Raw genomic sequence first — 20518 nt, forward strand, 5'->3', positions numbered from 1 at the left:
GTACTCCTTCGGGAAGTCGTCCGCGCCGCAGCCGGGGGCGGCGTCGCGCGCATGATCGTGGGTCGGATCCTCAGAGCACCCTGAGGTCCTTCGACGTGGTGGTCAGGGACCGTCCGCCACCGCCGGTGACGGCCACGGTGTCCTCGATTCGGATCCCGCCGAGGCCCGGGAGGTAGATCCCCGGCTCGATGGTGATCACATCGCCGTCGGACAGTGTACTCGTGGACCGGGTCGACACCGCGGGCGCTTCGTGCACGTCCAACCCCACCCCGTGCCCCAGCGAGTGGCCGAAGTGGTCGCCGAACCCGGCGTCGGTGATGATGTCGCGGCTGACGGCGTCGAGCTCGGCGCACGGGACGCCGGCGCGGACGGCCTCGACCCCCGCGATCTGAGCTCGGCGGACGACCTCGTAGGCCTCCACCAGACGGTCCGGGGCGGTCCCCAACGCGACCGTGCGGGTGCAGTCGGACGCGTACCCCGAGACCGTGGCTCCGAAGTCCACCACCACCAGGTCGCCCTCCGCCAGGACCCGGTCCCCGGGAACGTGGTGCGGGTGCGCTCCGTTGGGTCCGGAGGCCACGATCGTCTCGAACGCCACGCCGTCCGAACCGGCCCGCCGCATCGCGTGCTCCAGGTCCGCCGCGACCTCTCGTTCGGTCCGACCGGCCGCCACCAGGTCGCTGCCCAGCACGTGGGTCCACGCCTCGTCGACCACCGTGCACGCCCTGGCGATGAGGGCGAGCTCGTCGGGATCCTTGCCGCGGCGCACCGTCTCCACCAGCCCGCTGGTCTCCACTATCCGGGCGTCCGCTCCCCCGGTCGCCGCGAGCGCACGGCGCAGGCCGGCGGCCGCGGACAGGGTCAGCTGATCGGCCTCGACGGCGAGAGGGGCGTCGGCGGGTCCGCGACGACGACCGAGGACGCCGGCGACGTACTCGCGCGAGATCACGTGGCCCACGTCCGGGGCCTGCTCGACGACCTGGAGTTCGTAGCGGGAATCCGTGCAGAGGACCGCCTCGCCGTCGTCCTCCACCAGGACGGCCCCACCCGACCCGGAGAACCCGGTCAGGTAGGCGATGTTCCGTGGATCGGTCACCAACAGGGCGTCGGCACCGACGTCGGCGAGGGCGGCGGCGACGGCGCGGCGACGTGGGGCGAGACGCTCGATCACAGCAGGATCCCTCCACCGCTGGGCTTGCGGCCCTCCGAGATGGTGGCGTACGCCGCCGTCATGAGCGACGGGTCCGGGGCCTCCATGCGCGACGGGCGGGCCAGTCCGTCCAGCACGACAAGGCGCAGGAAACCCGAGTGGTTCTTCTTGTCGCCGGCCATCAGCTCGAGCAACCGCGGGAAGGCGTCCTCGTCGTACCCGGTGGGAAGTCCGAGGGACGCGAGGACGGAGGCGTGACGGTCCGCCGTCGCGTCGTCCAGTCGGCCCGCCAGCCTGGCGAGCTCGGCGACGAAGCACATCCCGACGCTGATCGCCGCGCCGTGACGCCACCGGTACTGCTCGCGACGCTCCACGGCGTGGCCGAGGGTGTGGCCGTAGTTGAGGATCTCCCGCAGGCCGGACTCCTTGAGGTCCTGGCCGACCACGTCGGCCTTGACCTGCACGCTGCGGCGGATGAGCTCGACGATCGTGTCGCCGCCCGGATCGAGCGCCGCAGCGGGATCCGCCTCGATGAGGTCGAGGATCTCCGGGTCGGCGATGAAACCGCACTTGACCACCTCGGCCATTCCGGAGACCAACTCGTTGTGCGGGACGGTCTCGAGCGTCGCGGTGTCGATGAACACGGCGGCGGGCTCGTGGAAGCAGCCCACCAGGTTCTTCCCGGCATCGGTGTTGATTCCGGTCTTGCCACCGACCGCGGCGTCGACCATCGCCAGCAGGGTGGTGGGGATGTGTACGACCCGGACGCCACGCATCCAGGTGGCGGCGACGAAGCCGGCGAGGTCGGTGGCCGCGCCCCCGCCGAGGCTCACGACGGTGTCCTTGCGGTTCAACCCGATCTGGCCCAGGACGTCCCAGCAGTACCCGGCGACGGCGAGGTCCTTGCCGGCCTCCGCGTCCGGGATCTCGATCCGGTGGGCGTCGATGCCGGCGTCGGCGAGCTTCTCGCGGAGCGCCTCGGCGGTCTGGGCCAGCGGCGGTTGGTAGAAGATCGCCACGGTTCGCGAGGACGAACACGCCTCGAGGATCTCCGGGAGCAGGCCCCGGCCGATGACCACGGGGTACGGGTCCGCGGCGCGCACCTCCACGACGACGGGCTCGGTGGTGTTCTCGTCCTGGTTCATCTGCTGCTCCCGCTCATCGCTTGTGTCGCTACGCGTCTGGTCGTCACTCATCTCCGAACGCCGCCCCGCAGGTGCGGGTCGCCGGAGTCGAGCCTGTCGACGATGTCCGTCACCACCTTGCCCGAACTGCGCCGCTCGGTGCTCACGGTGGTCCAGGCGACCTCCCGGTACAGCGGCGAGCGTTCGGTCAGCAGTGCCTGGTACCGGGCTGTGACGTCGCCCCCGGCCAGGAGCGGGCGACCCGGACCCTGGGATCGGCGCACCCCCTCCGCCACCCCGATCGTGAGGTGGACGACCCGGTGGCCTCGCAGGCGTCGCCGGGTCACCGCCGACAGGACCGCCCCGCCCCCCAGGGACAGGACCCCGTCGAACGATGTGAGCGCGTCACCGATGATCCGCTCCTCGATCTCGCGGAAGTGCGGCTCGCCGTCGGAGGCGAAGATCTCGGGGATGGACCGGCCCTCGGCCTCTTCGATGAGGTGGTCGGCGTCGCGGAACGGCACGTCGAGCCGCCGGGCGAGTTTGCGGCCGATGGTCGTCTTGCCGGCACCGGGTGGCCCCACGAGCACGGCGACCGGCCGTGCCGGCTCGCTCATGCCTCGTCCGTCGCCCAGTCCAGCCGCTCGGCGACCGCGTCGAGGTATCCCCCGACGTTCCGGCGGGTCTCCGCCAGCGAGTCGCCACCGAATTTCTGCAGGACCGCGCGGGCCAGCACTAGGGCGACCATCGACTCCGCGACGACGCCCGCCGCCGGAACCGCACACACGTCCGAGCGCTGGTGGATGGCGGTGGCCGCGGATCCGTCCTCCATGTCCACCGTGCTCAGCGCACGGGGCACCGTGGAGATGGGCTTCATCGCGGCCCGTACCCGGAGGGGCTGACCGTTGGTCATGCCGCCCTCGAGGCCCCCGGCGCGGTTGCTGCGGCGCTCGACGCCGTCGTCCCCGCGGACCATCTCGTCGTGGGCGACGCTGCCACGGCGGCGCGCGGTCTCGAAGCCGTCCCCGACCTCGACGCCCTTGATGGCCTGGATGCCCATGAGGGCGCCGGCGAGCTGTGCGTCGAGACGATCGTCGCCGGACACGTGGGAGCCGAGACCGATCGGGAGGCCGTGGACGACCACCTCGACCACGCCACCGAGGGTGTCCCCGGCCTTCTTCGCGGCCTCGATCTCGGCGATCATCGACTCCGCGGCGGCGGCATCGAAGGCCCGCACAGGGCTGGCGTCGATGTCCTCGAGGTCCGCGTACCCGGGTTCGGGCCCGACGTACGGCTCGGACGCGCCGATGGAGATGACGTGCGAGAGGACCTCGACGCCGAGGACGTCCCGCAGCACCGCACGGGCGACCGTCCCGGCCGCGACCCGTGCGGCGGTCTCCCGGGCGCTCGCGCGCTCGAGGACCATCCGGGCGTCGTCGAAGTCGTACTTGAGCATCCCGGAGAAGTCGGCGTGACCGGGCCGCGGGCGGGTCAGGCGGGCGGCGCGGGCCTTGTCGTCGATCGCCTCCGGGTCGACGGGGTCCGCCGACATGATCTGCTCCCACTTGGGCCACTCGGTGTTGCCGACCTCGATCGCCACCGGCGATCCCATGGTCCGGCCGTGGCGGACGCCGCCGAGGACCCGGACGGCGTCCGCCTCGAACTTCATCCGCGCCCCGCGGCCGTAGCCCAGGCGACGGCGGGCGAGTTGCGAGGCGATCTCGTCGCTCGTCACCTCGACCCCGGCGATCACACCCTCGACGATCGTCACCAGGGCCTGGCCGTGCGATTCTCCGGCAGTGGTCCACTTCAGCACGTCGCCGATCATCCCACGTCGGGGTACGGCCCGGCACATCAGGCCCGGGTCGTCGAGGACCGCCGCGCCCGCGAGGCGACGACGGCCCGGTGCGGGGTGTCACCGGTGAGACGCCGGAACGCGTGAATGAAGCTCGAGGCCTCGGCATACCCCAGACGCAACGCGACGTCCTCCACCGACAGCAGACCGGTCGCCAGCATCCGCCTGGCCAGTTCCAGCCGGACGTCGTCGAGAAGCCGCTGGAACGACGTGCCCTCGTCCGACAGGTGCCTGCGCAGGGTCCGGGAACTGACCCCCAGTCCGGCGGCCACCGAAGACATGGAGGCCCCCTGCGTGAGACGACCGGCGATCTCGACGCGGACCCGGCTGCTCACCGGCCCCCGGGTCCGGCGGGTGGCGGCCAGGTCGCGGCACATGGCCTCGGCCACCGTCACCGCCGCCGGGCTCCCCTGCGGGAGCGGTTTGTCGAGGCGCGCGGCGTCGAAGACCATCGTGACGCCGGCGCCGTGGTCGGACTCCGACGGTATGAGGCCGAGCCGTTCCCCGTATGCGGTCAGGGTCCCGGCTGACCGCCCCCCACCGAAGGAGATGTCCGTGAACGGGACACCTCCGGGGACGAGCTCGCCGAGGACGGAGTGGATCGCGAACAGGTCGCGGTCCACGAGGAACTCGCGGACGTCGTCCGGGAGCGCGGTGTCCTCCAGACGCACCACGATCCTGTCCCCCGTCGACTCCACACCGATCGTGCTGAAGATGTAGCTCAAGTCGATGAAGCGGAGCGTCACGGCGATCACGTCGCGGAGCGTCGGGCTCGACAGCAGGGCGTATCCGAAGATCCCGAAGGTGGTCAACCGGTACGTGGCGCCCACCTCGGCGGCGAGGGCGGGCCGGTCGCCCGCGGCGGCGCGGAGGTTGCGGATCGCGGTCAGTTCCTGGTCCGGCGTCACGAGTAGATCGGGGGTGGCGAGATCGGCCGGGGAGAGCGCGATCCCCTGCAGGACCCGGCCGGCGTCCACGCCGAGCCGCTCCCCGGCCTCGACGAGGACGCCGATCCCGATGGCCGAGCGGGGGAAGTCCCAGTGTGGGACCGCGGGGGCGTCCCAGGTGGTCATGTCCGGAATTATGGATTATTCGTCCGTGAATGTCTGCGGCCACGCGGGGCCGGGGCACTACCGTCACGACATGACCTCTTCCTCCTCCCCCGGGACCCGGCGTCGGCGACCGCGCGTGATCATCATCGGAGCCGGATTCGGTGGCCTCGGCGCCGCCTACGAGCTCACCCGTGACGGCCTGGCCGAGGTGACGATCCTGGAGAAGGCCGACGACGTCGGAGGGGTGTGGCGGGACAACACCTACCCCGGAGCGGCCTGCGACGTCCCGTCGAACCTCTACTCGTACTCCTTCCACCGCAGGACGGACTGGGGCCGTCGCTACGCCGAGCAACCCGACATCCTGTCCTACATCCGGGAGACCGCCGACAGGTACGGCCTGCGCGAACTCGTGCGCACCGGCATCGAGGTGACCTCCGCGGAGTTCGACGACGACAGCGCCACGTGGACGGTACACACCGCCTCCGGAGAGTCGTTCGAGGCCGAGGTGCTCGTGCCCGCGGTGGGTCAGTTGTCCCGTCCGGCCTACCCGGACATCCCGGGGTCGGAGACGTTCGCCGGCCCGTCGTTCCACTCGGCCGAGTGGCGGCACGACGTCGATCTGACGGGTAAGCGGGTCGCGGTACTCGGCACCGGGGCCTCGGCCATCCAGTTCGTCCCCCGCATCCGCGAGGTGGCCGCGCACGTGACCGTCTACCAACGCTCGGCGCCGTGGGTGGTGCCCAAACCGGACCGCGCCTACACGGACGCCCACCGGGCGGCGTTCGCCCGTGTCCCCGGCCTCATGACCGCGATGCGTGGGACGATCTGGGAGACGACGGAGGTCATCGGCCTGGCACTGACCTCCGCGCGGCCGCTCGCCAGGATCCTCGGCGGGCTCGCCCGCGCCAATCTGCGGCTCACCGTCCGCGACCCCCGGCTGCGCGAGGCCCTCACCCCGACGGAACCGATCGGGTGCAAGCGGATGCTGTTCAGCAACCAGTGGTACCCCGCACTCGCGCAGCCGAACGTCAACGTGGTGACCGACACCGTCGCCGAGGTCGTCCCCGAGGGGATCGTCACCGCGGACGGACGGATGGGCCCCGTCGATGTCGTGGTGTACGGCACGGGTTTCAAGGCCACCGACTTCCTGGCACCGATCACCGTGCGTGGACGCGGCGGTCGGGACCTGCACGAGCAGTGGCGAGAGGGTGCGCGCGCGTATCTCGGGATGGCCGTGCCGGGCTTCCCCAACATGTTCGTGATCTACGGACCCAACACCAATCTCGGGAGCAGCTCGATCATCCTCATGATCGAACAACAGGCGAGGTACATCCGCCAGGTGGTCGAGGAACTGGCTCGGGCGGATCGGACGGTGGCCGTGGACGTCCGTCGCGAAGTGCACGAGGCCTACGACGACGAGATGATGCGCCGCCTCGGTGCGTCGGTGTGGAGCGGCTGCGACTCCTGGTACAAGGCGGACTCAGGCCGGATCACGACGAACTGGCCGGGGCTCGTGCACGAGTACCAGCGTCGCACCCGGACCGCGGACCCGGCCGACTTCGAGACGATCGCCCCCCGTCGCGCCACGGAGCCCTCGGGCATCTGACCGATCATCCGGCCGTGCGGCTCCGGCACGGTGGCCGTCCCCGCGTCCCCGTGTCCGCGCGGTCAGCGACCGAGCGCCTGCGACAGCGCGGCGGCCATCTCCCCGCGCGGCGCCGGGTGCCCGGTGAACAGCTCCACCTGACCGAAGGCCTGGTGGAGCAACATCACGTCGCCACCGACCACGGGGATGCCCGCGGCCTGGGCTGCTGCGCCGGCCGCGGTGGGCCAGGGGTCGTAGAGGACGTCGAACACCCGTCGGGCGCCGGCGACCAGGTCGGTGAGCTCCCGCACGCCGGGTTCGGGGACGGTGTTGATCAGAACATCGGCCCGCGTGATCTCCCCGATCAGTTCCGGGTCGGTGAGGCCCATGGTGCGGACCCCGAGCCCGAGGGCCCGTCCGCAGTCGGCCGCCGGCCCGGCGTTGTCGCGCCTGGAGGCCAGGACCACCTGCGTGGCGCCGGCCTCGGCGAGCCCGGCGAGAACCGGTCTGGCGGTTCCCCCCACGCCCAGGACGACTGCCGTCGGATGGTCCGGGAGGTCCCCGAAGGCGGCGAGCGCCCCGGTCACACCGTCGACGTCCGTGCAGTCGGCGAACCAGCCGCCCGCCCGCCGGACGAGTGTGTTGGCGCTGCCGACGATGCGGGCGCGTTCACTCACCTCGTCGGCGTGGGCGAGGGCGGCGAACTTGCCGGGCATCGTGACCGAGTAACCGATGCGGTCGGCGGGCGACGACTCGACCACAGACGGCAGTCGTTCGGCGTCGCAGTCGATGCGCTCGTAGGTCCAGTCGTCGAGGCCGAGCGCCCGGTACGCGGCACCGTGCAGGACCGGGGACAGCGAGTGGTCCACCGGGTGCCCCAGGACGGCCGCCGAGCGCGGTGCGCCCGTGGGATCAGCGACCACTGGCGAGGACCCCGTTGGCGATGGCCTCGCTCTGATAGCGCTCGTGCTCCGGGTATTCGTCCGCGAATCTGGTGGTGCCCTCCATGTCGACCGTGACGAAGTACTTCCACTGCCCGTCGGCAGGGTTCTCCATCGCGCGCAGTGCGTCGAGACCCGGTGAACCGATCGGCCCGTAGGGCAGTCCGTCCATCGCGTAGGTGTTCCACGGGGTCACCTCGGCCCGGTCGGCGTCGGTGGTGGCGATCTCCTGGTCGGCGAGAGCGTAGTTGACCGTGGAGTCGAACTGGAGACGCATGGGCTCGGCGAGGCGGTTGAGGATGACCCGCGCGACCTTGTCGAAGTCCTGGAGCTTGCCCTCCTTCTCCACCAGCGACGCGGCGGTGACCACCTCGTAGGGGGTGAGACCGATACGGTCGGCGGCCGGGACGAGTCCGGTCTCGTCGTAGGAGGCGGTCGAGGCGTCGATGAGCTGACGCAGGATCTCGACGGGCTCGGACTGCGGGTTGATGTTGTGGACCCCCGGGGCGATCAACCCCTCGAGGCGACGGACCGGGTCCGGGGCGCCCCGTACCTCGTCGATGGCCCACTCGGGGACCGCGAGTTCGGCCGGGTCGGCCTGCACGGCCGCGTCGACGATCTCCTGGGGCTGCCGACACATCGGGGCGGCCTCGGGCTCGTCCAGATCGCGGAGGCACGTGGCGTCGGCGATCAGGGTGTAGATGCCCTTCTCCCTGCCACCACCGACCACGACCGTGTCGAGCAGCCGGCCGCCAGGTTTGACCTCGATGAACCCGACGCGGTTCTGGGGGTCCGCCAGTGCGTCCACGGCGGCGGCCGCGCTCATCTCCTGCCGCACCTGGTAGTAGCCGGGCTGGATGCCCTCGACGGGCGTCCCCGCCGCCGCTCCGGTGAAGGCGCGGGTACTGGCCACGGTGCCGATGTCGTAGAGGCGGTCCCCGACGACCCCCAGGGTGTCCCCCGGTTCCACGTGCAGCAGCGCGTTCCCGCTGCCCTGTCCGTCGAAGTCCGGGGCCGCCGCGACCTCGGTGTTCTGGTTGCGGTAGACCATCACGCCGAAGGCGAGGACCACCCCGATCACGGCCGCCAGGAGGATGAACCTCGTGGTGGCTCCTGTACGTGAGCGTCCTCGTGCCGCAGACATCGTGCTCCTCGGTCATGGTGTCAGGGGAGCTGTCCCGCGGACAGCATCGTGCTCGTCGGCCAGTTTATCCAGGCGGGCACGCCGGGGGGTCGCTCATCGGCGGGCGTGCCGCGAGTCGATCCAGGCCTGGAGCAGGACAACGGCGGCCGCCTGGTCGATCACGTCGCGCTGTTTCCGCGTGTTGCGGCCGGCGCCGTGCAGTGCCGAACTCGCGGTCACCGTCGTCAGCCTCTCGTCGACGAGGTCCACCGGCAGGTCGGGCGCCCCGGCCGTCAGGGCGGTGGCGAACGAGCGGGCCATCGCGGTGGACGCGGTCTCCCGGCCCTTGAGCGAGGTGGGCAGCCCGACCACCACACCCACGGCGTCGTACTCCTCGACGAGCTCGGCGAGACGCCGGAGCTCGCTCGCCCACCGGGGGTCGCCGTCGGTGACCTTGATGGTCTCGACGGGGGTGGCGAGGATCCCGTCGGGGTCACAGGAGGCCACACCGATACGGGCGGTGCCCACGTCCAGTCCGAGCCGGCGACCGCGGGCCCATCCGCCGCCGGACGTGGCGGGCCCGGCTGGCCCGGCTGGTCCGGCCGCGGCGCCCGGGGCGTCGGTCATCCGGCGTCCCGGACGGCGTCGCGCAGCGCGGACACCGCGGTGTCGATCCCGGCCGGGTCGGACCCGGCACCCTGCGCCATGTCCGGCTTGCCGCCGCCGCGGGCACCGAGCGCGGTCGCGATGGCCTTGACGAGGTCGCCGGCCCTGAGTCCGCGATCCTGCGCGGCGGGGCTGACGGCGATGACGAACGGGACCTTGTCCTGCGCCGGGGCGGTGAGGAACACGACCCCGGCGTCCGAGCCGAGCCGTCCCTTGAGATCGGAGGCGAGGGTGCGCAGGTCTCCCGCGGCGCCGCCGGGGGTGCTGTGCGCGAGGAACCGGATGCCACCGAGGTCCTCGGCCGAGTTCAGCAGGTCGCCGGCCTGGGCCGCGAGCTGGGAGGCCCGCAGGGATTCGAGCGCCTTCTCCGCCTCACGCAGCTTGGCGGTGAGGGCGGCGACGCGATCGGGCAGCTCGTCGGTGGGCGCCTTGAGCGAGGCGGCCAGCCCGGACACGAGCGCCCGCTCGCGGGCCTGGTGGCGGTACGCGTCCATGCCCACGTAGGCCTCGACGCGCCGGATCCCGGAGCCGACGGACGCCTCCCCGAGCAGGCTGACGGGGCCGATCTGCGCGGAGCTGGACACGTGGGTCCCGCCGCACAGTTCCATGGAGAAGGGGCCGCCGATCTCCACCACGCGGACCCGGGAACCGTAGTTCTCGCCGAACAGGGCCATGGCCCCCATGCGCTTGGCCTCCTCGAGGGTGGTCTCCACGGTGTTGACCCCGTAGTCGGCGTCGACGGCGGTGTTGGTGACCTCCTCGACCTGCGCCAGGACGTCCGAGGGGATCGAGCCGGACCAGTTGAAGTCGAACCGCATGTAGCCGGGCTTGTTGAGCGAACCGGCCTGGACGGCCTCCGGGCCGAGGATCTGCCGCAGTGCGGCGTGGACGAGGTGCGTGGCGGAGTGGCCCTGGGTGGCGCCCTTGCGCCACTCGGGGTCGACGGCGGAGGTGACGAGCTGACCGGCCTCGGCCTCGCCGCCGGTGAGGACGCCCTTGTGCACCCAGAGCTTCTTGCCGATCTTCTGGACGTCGTCGACCCGCATCTGGAAGCCGGCCGTGGAGATCATGCCGCGGTCGCCCAGCTGTCCGCCGGACTCGGCGTAGAACGGGGTGCGGTCGAGCAGGAACTCCACCGCGTCCCCCTCGCGGGCGACGTGGACGGCCTCGCCGCCGGAGACGATGCCCAGCAGCCGCGACTCGTCGGTCAGGCCGGTGAAGCCGGTGAAGACGGTCTCGCCGGCGTCGAGGAAGTCACGGTAGACGGACAGGTCGGCGTGGGCGTGCTTCTTGGCCCGGGAGTCGGCCTTGGCGCGGGCGCGCTGCTCGGACATGAGCGAGCGGAAGCCCTCCTCGTCCACCTGCAGCCCGGCCTCGGACGCCATCTCGAGGGTGAGGTCGATCGGGAAACCGTGCGTGTCGTGCAGAGCGAACGCCTGGCGGCCGGTGAGCACCGCGGCGCCCGACGACCGGGCGTCGGAGGCGGCGCGCTCGAACAGCTGCGTCCCGGACTCGAGGGTCTTGAGGAACGCGACCTCCTCGGCCACCGCGATCCGCTCGATCCGGTCGTACCCGGAGACGGTCTCGGGGAAGGACGGCCCGATCGCGTCGCGGACGGTGGCCATGAACTCGGCCATCGTCTCGCCGGTCGCCCCGAGCAGGCGCACGGAGCGGACGATGCGACGCAGTAGACGGCGCAGGATGTACCCGCGGCCCTCGTTGCCGGGGGTCACGCCGTCGGAGATGAGCATGTAGGCGGTGCGGGCATGGTCGGCGATCACGCGGAACCGCACGTCGGCGGCGCCGTCCGCACCGTACTTCGCGCCGGACAGTCGCTCGGCGGTCTCGACGACCGGGCGCAGCAGGTCCGTCTCGTACACGTTCTCCACGCCCTGGAGCAGGAACGCGACGCGCTCGATGCCCATGCCGGTGTCGATGTTCTGCTTGGGCAGCGGGCCGAGGATCTCGAAGGCTTCCTTGCCGGTGCCCTCCCCTCGCTCGTTCTGCATGAACACGAGGTTCCAGATCTCGATGTAGCGGTCCTCGTCGGCCTCGGGCCCGCCGTCGACGCCGTAGGCGGGCCCGCGGTCGTAGAAGATCTCCGAGCACGGTCCGCACGGGCCGGGCACGCCCATGGACCAGTAGTTGTCCGCCATACCGCGGCGTTGGATGCGCTCCTCGGGCACCCCGATCACGTCCCGCCAGATGCCGTGGGCCTCGTCGTCGTCGAGGTACACGGTGACCCACAGCAGCGCGGGGTCGATCCCGAACCCGTCCTCCTCGACCGACGTGGTCAGCAGGGACCACGCGTGCCGGATGGCGCCTTCCTTGAAGTAGTCGCCGAAGGAGAAGTTCCCGGCCATCTGGAAGAAGGTGTTGTGGCGGGTGGTGATGCCCACCTCCTCGATGTCGAGGGTGCGCACACACTTCTGGATGGAGGTCGCGGTGGCGTACGGCGGGGTCTCCTGGCCGAGGAAGTACGGCTTGAAGGGCACCATCCCGGCGTTGACGAACAGCAGGTTGGGATCGTCCAACACCAGAGACGCACTGGGGACCTCGGCGTGGCCGGCCCTGACGAAGTGCTCGAGGAAGCGGCGCCGGATCTCATGGGTCTGCACTGGGGGCCTCACTGGTCGTCTACTGGTGGTCTCGGGCGAGGTCCCAGCCTACCGCCGCGCCCGGGCGGGACCGGGAACGAGGTGGGCCGGGACGACCTGACGACGACGAGGTGGGCGGCCGGGTGAACGCCTGCGGGCGCCCACCCGGCCGAACCGGCGGATGGGCGCCCGGTGCAGGGCGGGCCCTGCCTGATGGGAGGTCAGCGCGGCATCGGGGGCAGGACGATGCCGAAGTTGGCGGCGGTGATGAACGCCTCCCGGGGCAGGAGCCCCATGCTGTGTGCCCCCGTGCCCCAGACCCCGATCGAGGTCGCGACACTGACGAGCGTGGACAGCAGATAGGCCATGGTTTCCTCCAGGGTGAGCGGCGTGATTAAAGTGCCTGGTCGAGCACTTATTAACGATACTCACATATTTCTCAAGATCTGGTTACGTCTCTGTTCGTATGATCTTCCGGAGCTTGTCCACCCGCGCACCCAGGTCCCGCTCGTGCCCGTGGGGGCTCGGCTCGTAGTAGTCACGCCCCACCAGTTCGTCGGGCGGGTACTGCTGCGCCACGACCCCGGCGGGCGCGTTGTGGGCGTAGCGGTAGCCCACCCCGTTGCCGAGGCCCTTCGCCCCGGCGTAGTGGCCGTCCCGCAGATGCTTGGGTACCTCGCCCACCCCGCCCGCGCGGACATCGGCCATCGCGGCGTCGATCGCGGCGATGACCGCCTTGGACTTGGGGGCCGTGGCGAGGTGGATGGTGGCCTGCGCCAGCGCCAACCTGCACTCCGGCAGTCCGACCTTCTGCACGATCTCGGCGGCGGCGCCGGCGGCCAACAGCGCGGTGGGGTCGGCCATCCCGATGTCCTCACTGGCGTGGACCATGAGGCGCCGGGCGATAAACCGCGGGTCCTCCCCCGCGACCAGCATCCGCGCGAGGTAGTGCAGCGCGGCGTCCACGTCGGACCCACGGATGGACTTGATGAACGCGCTCGTGACGTCGTAGTGCTGGTCCCCGTCGCGGTCATAGCGCACCGGCGCGGCGTCCAGGCTCAGCTCCACGATCTCCGGGGTCACCACCCCGTCCTCCGCTGCCCCCGCCGCCGCCTCGAGGATCGTGAGGCTGCGCCTCGCGTCGCCCCCCGACAGTCTGACGATGTCCTCGACCGCCTCGTCCGTCAGCTCGACCTCGCCGGCCAGGCCCCGCTCCTCGGCCACCGCGCGCCTCAGCACGCCGGCCACACCACTGTCGTCCAGCCCCCGGAGTTCCGCGATGAGGGATCGGCTCAGCAACGGGGCGATCACGGAGAAGTGGGGGTTCTCCGTGGTCGCGGCGACCAGGAGGACGATGCCGTTCTCCACCGCGGCGAGCAGGGCGTCCTGCTGACTCTTCGAGAACCGGTGCACCTCGTCGATGAACAGGACCGTGCGCTGACCGTGCACCTGGCGGGTGCGGGCGTCGTCGATGACCGCGCGGACGTCCTTAACCCCCGCACTCAACGCGGACAGCGCCACGAAGTGCCGACCCGAGGTACTCGCGACGAGGTTCGCGAGCGTCGTCTTCCCGGTACCCGGCGGACCGTAGAGGATCAGCGAGGAGCCGCCGCGCCCCTCCACCAGCCGCCGCAGCGGGGAGTTGGGCCGCAGCAGGTGCTCCTGGCCGATCACCTCGTCGAGAGTCCGTGGCCGCATACGCACGGCCAGCGGTGCGGACGGGTCCACGTCCCCCGCCGCGGGCGAGGGGGGCGCGTGTCCGCCCGCGTCCCCGGCGGCGAACAACCCGGCATCTTCTGTCACGCCGACCAGGCTACCGGCGGGCCCGGACTCCGACCCCCGGGTGAACATTCGGCGTCCGATCACCGAAAGTGTGGGCAGCCCTCGTCGTCGTCGGGTTCCCTGGTGGGCAGGTATGCCACGTCCCCGGCGGGCACACCGCCACGCCAGCCACCACCCGACCGTCAGGACCCCCGCCCCATGTGCCGCGACGACAATCCCACCCACGGACCCACACTCACCCGTCGTGAGGCGCTCGCCGGCGCCGGCATGGTCGCCGCAGCCGGCGCCGTCGGGGTGACCCTGCTCGCCGAACCCGCCCCCGTGTGGGCGAACCCGGTGCACCCGGTGGCCGACGACCTCGACGTCTACGTGATCGTCACCGACGGCATGCGGCCCGACGAACTCAACCCGGCCCAGGCGCCCACTTTGCACCGATGGGCCACCGAGGGGACGCGGTTCACCGACGCCTCCTCCCTGATGATCGCCGAGACCCTGCCCAACCACGCCGCCATGGTCACCGGGGTGCTGCCCGCGCGCAACGGGGTGCCCGCGAACACCATCTGGGACCACGCGATCGGGGACGAGAGGACCCTCGACCGGCCCGACGACCTGCGGGCGGCCACCGTGCTGGACCGCATCCGCACCGAGGCGGGTCTGACCACCGCGAGCGTGCTCAGCAAGGACTACCTCCACGGCCTGTTCGGTGGCCGCGCGAGCGTGCAGTGGGCACCCTTCCCGCTGGTGCCGGTCACCGACCACTCGCTCGACTGGTTCACCGTCGAGGCCCTCAAGCAGACCATCACCGACCACGCCCCGCGGATGACGTTCGTCAACCTCGGCGACATGGACCGCTTCGGCCACATGGACCTGTCCGGCACCTCACTGCGACTGGCCCGCAACCAGGCGGTGTACAACTCGGACCACAAACTCTGGGACCTCGAGCAGTTCCTGCGGTCCACCGGCCGGTGGGAACGGTCGGTGCTCATCGTGCTGGCCGATCACGGCATGGACTGGTCGGAGCCGCTGCGCCTCATCAGTGCCGCCGGCGCGATCGACGCCGACCCCGCGCTGCGCGGGCGCGTCGGGATCGCCCAGAACGGGGGCGCCGACACCTTCGCCCACCTCGGCCCCGCCGGAGAACGCGAGGCGACCCTGGCGCGCCTGCGTGAGGTGGTCGGCGCGCTCCCGGGCGTCAACCGCCTCTACGATCCGGCCGAACTCGACCTGGGCGAGCGCGGTGGCGACCTCGTGGCCACTTGTCATCCGGGATGGCGGTTCTCCGACCCCACCCCGTTCTCCAACCCCATCCCCGGCAACCACGGACACGAGGTCACGCTCGGCATCCCGTTCTTCATCGCCGGCGGGCACCGGATCGTCCGCCGGGGGCAGGTCGTCGACCGTCCCGTGCGCACCCTCGACGTGGCGCCGACGGTGGCCCGGCTGTTCGGACTCGACCATTCCGGGATGGACGGGCGCCCGGCGCTCGAGGCGTTCCACCTCTGAGACGCCCGGGGCCGCCCGCCTCGGGTACTACCCGGCTGCGGCCCCGTCCTGGGCGGCCTGCCCGCGCTGGACCGGCTTGGCGTCGATGCCGGACTCCTTGCGCTGCTGGGTGGTGATCGGCGCGGGAGCGTCGGTGAGCGGGTCGACCCCGCCGCCGGACTTGGGGAAGGCGATGACGTCGCGGATGGACTCGGTTCCGGCCAGCAGCGCACAGATGCGGTCCCAGCCGAAGGCGATGCCACCGTGCGGGGGGGCGCCGTAGGAGAAGGCGTCGAGGAGGAACCCGAACTTCTCCTGCGCCTCCTCCTGCGAGATGCCCATGACGCCGAAGACCCGCTCCTGGACGTCCTTGCGGTGGATACGGATCGACCCGCCACCGATCTCGTTGCCGTTGCACACGATGTCGTAGGCGTAGGCCAGCGCCGATCCCGGATCGGTGTCGAACGTGTCGAGGTGCTCGGGCTTGGGCGAGGTGAACGCGTGGTGCACGGCGGTCCACGCACCCGAACCGACGGCCACATCGCCGGCGGCGGTGGCGTCGTCCGCGGGCTCGAACATCGGGGCATCGACGACCCAGGTGAACGCCCACTTGGTGGGGTCGATCAGTCCGAGCTTCTCGGCGATCTCACCGCGTGCCGCACCGAGGAGAGCGCGGGTGGACTTGACCGCTCCCGCGCCGAAGAAGATGCAGTCCCCCGGCTCCGCGCCGACGTGCGCGGCGATCCCGGCGCGCTCGGAATCCGACAGGTTCTTGGCGACGGGGCCGCCCAGCTCGCCGTCCTCACCGACGAGGATGTAGGCCAGCCCCTTGGCGCCGCGCTGCTTGGCCCATTCCTGCCACGCGTCGAGCTGGCGACGCGGCTGCGACGCCCCGCCCTTCATGACGACCGCGCCGACGTACGGCGCCTTGAACACCCGGAACGGGGTGTCGGCGAAGAACTCCGTGCACTCGACCAGTTCGATGTCGAACCGCAGGTCGGGCTTGTCCGAACCGTAGCGACGCATCGCCTCGTCGTAGGTCATCCGCGGGATGGGGGTCGAGATCTGATGCCCGGCGGTGGCCCACACCTCGGTGAGGATCTCCTCGGCCACGGCGATCACGTCGTCCTGGTCGACGAAGCTCATCTCCACGTCCAGCTGCGTGAACTCCGGCTGGCGGTCGGCGCGGAAGTCCTCGTCCCGGTAGCAGCGGGCGAGCTGGTAGTACTTCTCCATCCCGGCCACCATGAGCAGCTGCTTGAACAGCTGCGGAGACTGCGGGAGGGCGTAGAACGTCCCCGGCTGCAGGCGGGCGGGCACGAGGAAGTCGCGGGCCCCCTCGGGCGTCGAGCGGGTCAACGTGGGCGTCTCGATCTCCACAAAGTCGTGACGGGCCATGACGCCCCGCGCCGCGGCGTTCACTTCGGACCGCAGACGCAGCGCCGCCCCCGGGCCTTCACGCCGCAGGTCGAGGTAGCGGTGACGCAGGCGCGCCTCCTCGCCGACCTCGTCGTCGAGCTGGAACGGCAGGGCCGCGGCCTCGCCGAGCACCTCGAACGAGGTCACGTCGATCTCGACCTCGCCCGAGGCGAGGTTCGGGTTCTCCGATCCCTCCGGGCGGCGGTCCACCACGCCGGTCACGGCCACGCAGTACTCGTTGCGGAGGCGGTGTGCGCGCTCAGCCACGTCCTCCGAGCGGAACACCACCTGGCAGACGCCGGTCGAGTCGCGGAGGTCGACGAAGATTACCCCGCCGTGATCCCGGCGGCGCGCGACCCAGCCGGCCAGGGTGATGGTCTCCCCTGCGTCGGCGGCTCGGAGCTGGCCGGCGGAATGGGTGCGCAGCACTGCGGTTGTCCTCTCGTCGGGAAAAAGTCGTGTGGTCGGCGAACTCCGGAACGGACCCACCGCCGGATGAGCGGTCGGCCCCGGGTTCGGACGAGGGACAGTCTACGTCCACCCGCGGGCGTTCCCCGTGTCGGCTGTGACGGCGTACCGCCGGCCCATACAGTGATCCGACAAGCACCGTGGTGGTGCGGCGTGCCCGGGTGGACCGGCGGCCGGTGTGGACGAGAGGTGACGATATGACGTTCCGGCAGGGCGGGAGATTGGACACCAGCGGGGTCTCCGGCGGGGGCCGAGGGGGTCGCCGGGGGATGGCGGTCGGTGGGGGTGTCGGCGGCCTCGTCGTCGTCGTCATCGCGTTGTTCCTCGGCGTCGACCCCGGCCAGCTCGGACTCGACGGCGGTGGCACGGACCCGGGCGCCACCGGCGGCCGGGCACAGACCTCCGACTCGGCGCAGCAGTTCCAGGCCCACATCGACCAGTGCGACCTGCAGCAGGCCAACACCGACACCATCTGCCGCGTCGTCGCCACCACCGAGAGCCTCGAGGACGTGTGGAACACCCAGTTGCCCGACCAGATCGGGATGCGCTGGGTCCAGCCCCACACCACCATCTTCACCGGTGCCGTCGACACCGGATGCGGTGGCGCCTCCTCCGACATCGGACCGTTCTACTGCCCGGCCGACGAGAACGTGTACATAGACCCCGCGTTCTTCGACCGGGTCCTCGTGGGCCAACTCGGGGGGTCACCCTCCGGTGCGGCGCAGATGTACGTCGTCGCCCACGAGTTCGGCCACCACCTGCAGACCATGCTCGGCGACATCCGCCGGTCGCAGCAGGACCCGCAGGGCCCCTCCTCGGGTGCGGTCCGGGTCGAACTCCAGGCCGACTGCTACGCCGGGCTGTGGGCCCATTACGCCACCTCGACCCCGGCGCCCGACGGCGGCCCGCCGCTGCTGGAGAGCCTCACCGGGAGCGACGTCGACGCGATCATCCGGACCGCCGAGGCGATCGGCGACGACCACATCCAGCGCTCCGGCGGCGCACGCGTCGACCCGGGCTCATGGACCCACGGGTCGTCGGAGATGCGCCGACAGTGGTTCCTGACGGGCTACGAGCAGGGCTCGATGCAGGCCTGCGACGCCTTCCGCGCACAGCTCTGAGGCGCACAGCTCTGAGGCGCCCGGCTCTGGCGCGCGTAGCCCTGACGCGTGGGCGGGGCCCCGGTCGCCCGGTCGCGCCGGACGGTCGGGTTCAGCGGGAGACGGCCCTGGTCACGTGGTCGACGAGACCCTCCAGGGGCACAGGTTCCTGCTCACCGGTGGCCATCGTCTTGACGACGGCCGTGGAGGTGGCGAGCTCGTTCTCCCCGACGACGACGGTGATCGCGGCGCCGGAGCGGTCCGCGGCCTTGAAGGCGCCCTTCATGCCGCGGTCCCCGTACGCCATGTCCGCGCGGAGCCCGCTGCGGCGGAACTCGGCGAGGACGGGCACCAGAGTCGCCTTGGCCTGCGCGCCGAGGGCCACGCCGTACACGTCGACGCGCCCCTCGGCCGCCGGGTCGATCCCCTCGGCCTGCAGTGCCAACACCGTGCGGTCCACACCGATACCGAACCCGATGCCGGACAGCGCCTGGCCGCCGAGCTGTTCCATCAGGCCGTCGTAGCGGCCACCGCCACCGATCCCGGACTGGGCGCCGAGGCCGTCGTGCACGAACTCGAAGGTCGTCTTGGTGTAGTAGTCCAGGCCCCGCACCATGCGGGGATTGACCTCGTACGCGACGCCCAGCGCGTCCAGATGCGCCCGAACGGTCGCGAAGTGCTCGGCGCTCGCGTCCGACAGGTGATCGATCATCAGAGGAGCGCCCTCGAGCTGGGCACGCACCTCGGGGCGCTTGTCGTCTAGGACGCGCAGCGGATTGACCCGAGCGCGTTCTCGCGTCGCCTCGTCGAGGTCCAGCCCGGTGAGGAAATCCTGGAGCCGTTCCCGGTAGTCGGGGCGGCACGTCTCGTCTCCGAGTGAGGTGAGCTCGAGGCGGAACCCGGTGAGCCCGAGGGAGCGTAACGCCTCGTCCGCCACGGCGATCACCTCGGCGTCCAGGGCCGGGTCGTCGACGCCGATCGCCTCGATGCCCACCTGCTGGAGCTGGCGGTACCGCCCGGCCTGGGGGCGCTCGTACCGGAAGAAGGGGCCCGCGTAGCAGAGCTTGACCGGGAGCTGGCCTCGGTCCAGCCCGTGTTCGATCACCGCACGCATGACCCCGGCCGTGCCCTCGGGGCGCAGGGTGACGCTCCGGCCGCCCCTGTCGGAGAACGTGTACATCTCCTTGGACACCACGTCCGTCGACTCCCCCACGCCGCGCGCGAACAACGCCGTGTCCTCGAAGATCGGCAACTCGACGTGCCCGTACCCGGCGCGACGGGCGGCGGTGGTGATGGCGTCCCGGACCGTCACGAACCCGGCGGACGCCGGAGGCACGTAGTCGGGAACACCCTTCGGTGCCTTGAGTGCGGTCTTCTTGACGTTGCCGGTCACTGGTGAGGCGTCCTTGGGTCTCGAGGGGCGGGTGGGGTGGTGGGTCTAGAGGTCGCGTAGGAACGGATTCGACCGACGCTCACGACCGATGGTCGTGGACGGCCCGTGCCCGGGTAACACGACGGCGTCGTCGTCCAGGACGAGGAACTTCTTGGCGATGGACTGCATGAGCACCTCGGTGTCCCCCGCGGGCAGATCGGTGCGTCCCACACCGTCCTGGAACAGTACGTCCCCACCGAGCACGACCAGCCGGGGTCCGTCCTCGGTCTGCACGGTGATCCGGAACGAGACCGAGCCTGGGCTGTGACCCGGGACGTGGTCCACGTCGAAGGTCATCGAGCCGAGGGTGAGGGTGTCGCCGTCGAACACCTCGATGACCTCGGCCGGCTCCGTGAAGGTGACGCCCTTGAGCATCGCCGACAGGTCGAGCGAGAGGCCCTTGCCCGGATCGGAGAGCATCTCGCGGTCCTCGGGGTGGATGTAGGCGGGGACCCCGTAGTGATCCGCCACCTGCCGTGCGTTCCAGATGTGGTCGAGGTGCCCGTGCGTGAGCAGCACCGCGCGGGGCCGGAGCCCGGCCTCGGAGATCTGACGGCGGACCTGTTCCTCCGCGTCCTGCCCCGGGTCGACGACCACACAGTCGCCCGCGTCGTCCGCCACGATGTAGCAGTTGGTCTGGAACATCCCGGCGGGGAAACCGACGATCTGCACGTCCCGTACTCCCTTTCTCGACACTGTCGGCGCCGTTCGGCGCCCGGTGCCGGGCAACGGCGCCCGACAC

General features: G+C 71.2%; 17 protein-coding genes. 3 read left to right on the forward strand and 14 right to left on the reverse strand.

The window, feature by feature from the left end; all coding sequences use genetic code 11:
• Positions 1–70 precede the first annotated feature (70 nt).
• From VZF99_RS07840 to VZF99_RS07860, 5 genes are read right to left on the reverse strand one after another with little or no spacing between them, the layout of a single operon-like run.
• Positions 71–1171 (reverse strand): M24 family metallopeptidase, encoded by a 1101-nt coding sequence (locus VZF99_RS07840; RefSeq protein ID WP_407336042.1) that lies wholly within the window; start codon positions 1169–1171, stop codon positions 71–73.
• Entirely contained in the window at positions 1168–2295 is a 1128-nt protein-coding gene (gene aroB, locus VZF99_RS07845) for a 3-dehydroquinate synthase (protein ID WP_120284301.1), read from the reverse strand. The genes VZF99_RS07840 and aroB overlap by 4 nt, the downstream gene beginning before the upstream one ends.
• 47 nt (positions 2296–2342) lie before the next feature.
• Positions 2343–2891 (reverse strand): shikimate kinase, encoded by a 549-nt coding sequence (locus VZF99_RS07850; protein WP_163375808.1) that lies wholly within the window; start codon positions 2889–2891, stop codon positions 2343–2345.
• Positions 2888–4102 (reverse strand): chorismate synthase, encoded by a 1215-nt coding sequence (aroC, locus tag VZF99_RS07855; RefSeq protein ID WP_120283332.1) that lies wholly within the window; start codon positions 4100–4102, stop codon positions 2888–2890. Before aroC ends, VZF99_RS07850 begins: the two co-directional genes overlap by 4 nt.
• Positions 4103–4128: 26 nt before the next feature.
• On the reverse strand, positions 4129–5202 hold the full coding sequence (locus tag VZF99_RS07860) for an AraC family transcriptional regulator (RefSeq protein WP_120283334.1): 1074 nt from the start codon (positions 5200–5202) through the stop codon (positions 4129–4131).
• Positions 5203–5272: 70 nt separating this feature from the next.
• Between VZF99_RS07860 and VZF99_RS07865 the strand changes: the two genes are divergently transcribed.
• Entirely contained in the window at positions 5273–6787 is a 1515-nt protein-coding gene (locus VZF99_RS07865; protein ID WP_407336043.1) for a flavin-containing monooxygenase, read from the forward strand.
• A gap of 62 nt (positions 6788–6849) precedes the next feature.
• Here the strand turns inward: VZF99_RS07865 and VZF99_RS07870 are convergent, their stop codons facing one another.
• The 6 genes from VZF99_RS07870 to VZF99_RS07895 form a co-directional block, all read right to left on the reverse strand.
• Positions 6850–7689, reverse strand: a complete 840-nt coding sequence (locus VZF99_RS07870; protein WP_407336044.1) for a shikimate dehydrogenase — start codon at positions 7687–7689, stop codon at positions 6850–6852.
• Positions 7679–8851 carry an endolytic transglycosylase MltG gene (gene mltG, locus VZF99_RS07875; RefSeq protein WP_407336045.1) on the reverse strand — a complete coding sequence of 391 codons (1173 nt, stop codon included), beginning with the start codon at positions 8849–8851 and terminating at the stop codon, positions 7679–7681. Before mltG ends, VZF99_RS07870 begins: the two co-directional genes overlap by 11 nt.
• Before the next feature lie 93 nt (positions 8852–8944).
• Positions 8945–9457 carry a Holliday junction resolvase RuvX gene (gene ruvX / locus VZF99_RS07880; protein ID WP_283467124.1) on the reverse strand — a complete coding sequence of 171 codons (513 nt, stop codon included), beginning with the start codon at positions 9455–9457 and terminating at the stop codon, positions 8945–8947.
• Complete coding sequence (gene alaS, locus VZF99_RS07885; RefSeq protein ID WP_407336046.1) at positions 9454–12114, reverse strand: alanine--tRNA ligase; 2661 nt, start codon at positions 12112–12114, stop codon at positions 9454–9456. The genes ruvX and alaS overlap by 4 nt, the downstream gene beginning before the upstream one ends.
• Positions 12115–12314: 200 nt before the next feature.
• A complete protein-coding gene (locus tag VZF99_RS07890) occupies positions 12315–12461 on the reverse strand; it encodes a hypothetical protein (RefSeq protein ID WP_167457804.1) in 147 nt (48 codons plus the stop codon).
• An 82-nt stretch (positions 12462–12543) separates the two neighbouring features.
• Positions 12544–13944: a replication-associated recombination protein A gene (locus tag VZF99_RS07895; RefSeq protein WP_120283346.1), complete on the reverse strand. Its 1401-nt coding sequence runs from the start codon at positions 13942–13944 to the stop codon at positions 12544–12546.
• A gap of 129 nt (positions 13945–14073) precedes the next feature.
• Here VZF99_RS07895 and VZF99_RS07900 point away from each other — a divergent pair, with 129 nt between their 5' ends.
• Entirely contained in the window at positions 14074–15378 is a 1305-nt protein-coding gene (locus VZF99_RS07900) for an alkaline phosphatase family protein (RefSeq protein WP_407336047.1), read from the forward strand.
• A 27-nt stretch (positions 15379–15405) separates the two neighbouring features.
• Here VZF99_RS07900 and aspS read toward each other — a convergent pair whose 3' ends face one another.
• Positions 15406–17205 (reverse strand): aspartate--tRNA ligase, encoded by a 1800-nt coding sequence (aspS, locus tag VZF99_RS07905; RefSeq protein WP_120283350.1) that lies wholly within the window; start codon positions 17203–17205, stop codon positions 15406–15408.
• A 236-nt stretch (positions 17206–17441) separates the two neighbouring features.
• Here aspS and VZF99_RS07910 point away from each other — a divergent pair, with 236 nt between their 5' ends.
• Positions 17442–18365: a neutral zinc metallopeptidase gene (locus tag VZF99_RS07910; protein WP_407336048.1), complete on the forward strand. Its 924-nt coding sequence runs from the start codon at positions 17442–17444 to the stop codon at positions 18363–18365.
• Between the two features lie 91 nt (positions 18366–18456).
• Here the strand turns inward: VZF99_RS07910 and hisS are convergent, their stop codons facing one another.
• Both hisS and VZF99_RS07920 read right to left on the reverse strand, forming a co-directional pair.
• Positions 18457–19737: a histidine--tRNA ligase gene (gene hisS / locus VZF99_RS07915; RefSeq protein WP_407336049.1), complete on the reverse strand. Its 1281-nt coding sequence runs from the start codon at positions 19735–19737 to the stop codon at positions 18457–18459.
• A gap of 45 nt (positions 19738–19782) precedes the next feature.
• Positions 19783–20448 carry an MBL fold metallo-hydrolase gene (locus VZF99_RS07920; RefSeq protein WP_096905410.1) on the reverse strand — a complete coding sequence of 222 codons (666 nt, stop codon included), beginning with the start codon at positions 20446–20448 and terminating at the stop codon, positions 19783–19785.
• Positions 20449–20518: the final 70 nt, after the last annotated feature.

The organism is Dietzia kunjamensis, assembly GCF_045689975.1.
GTDB classification, from domain to species: Bacteria; Actinomycetota; Actinomycetes; order Mycobacteriales; family Mycobacteriaceae; genus Dietzia; species Dietzia kunjamensis.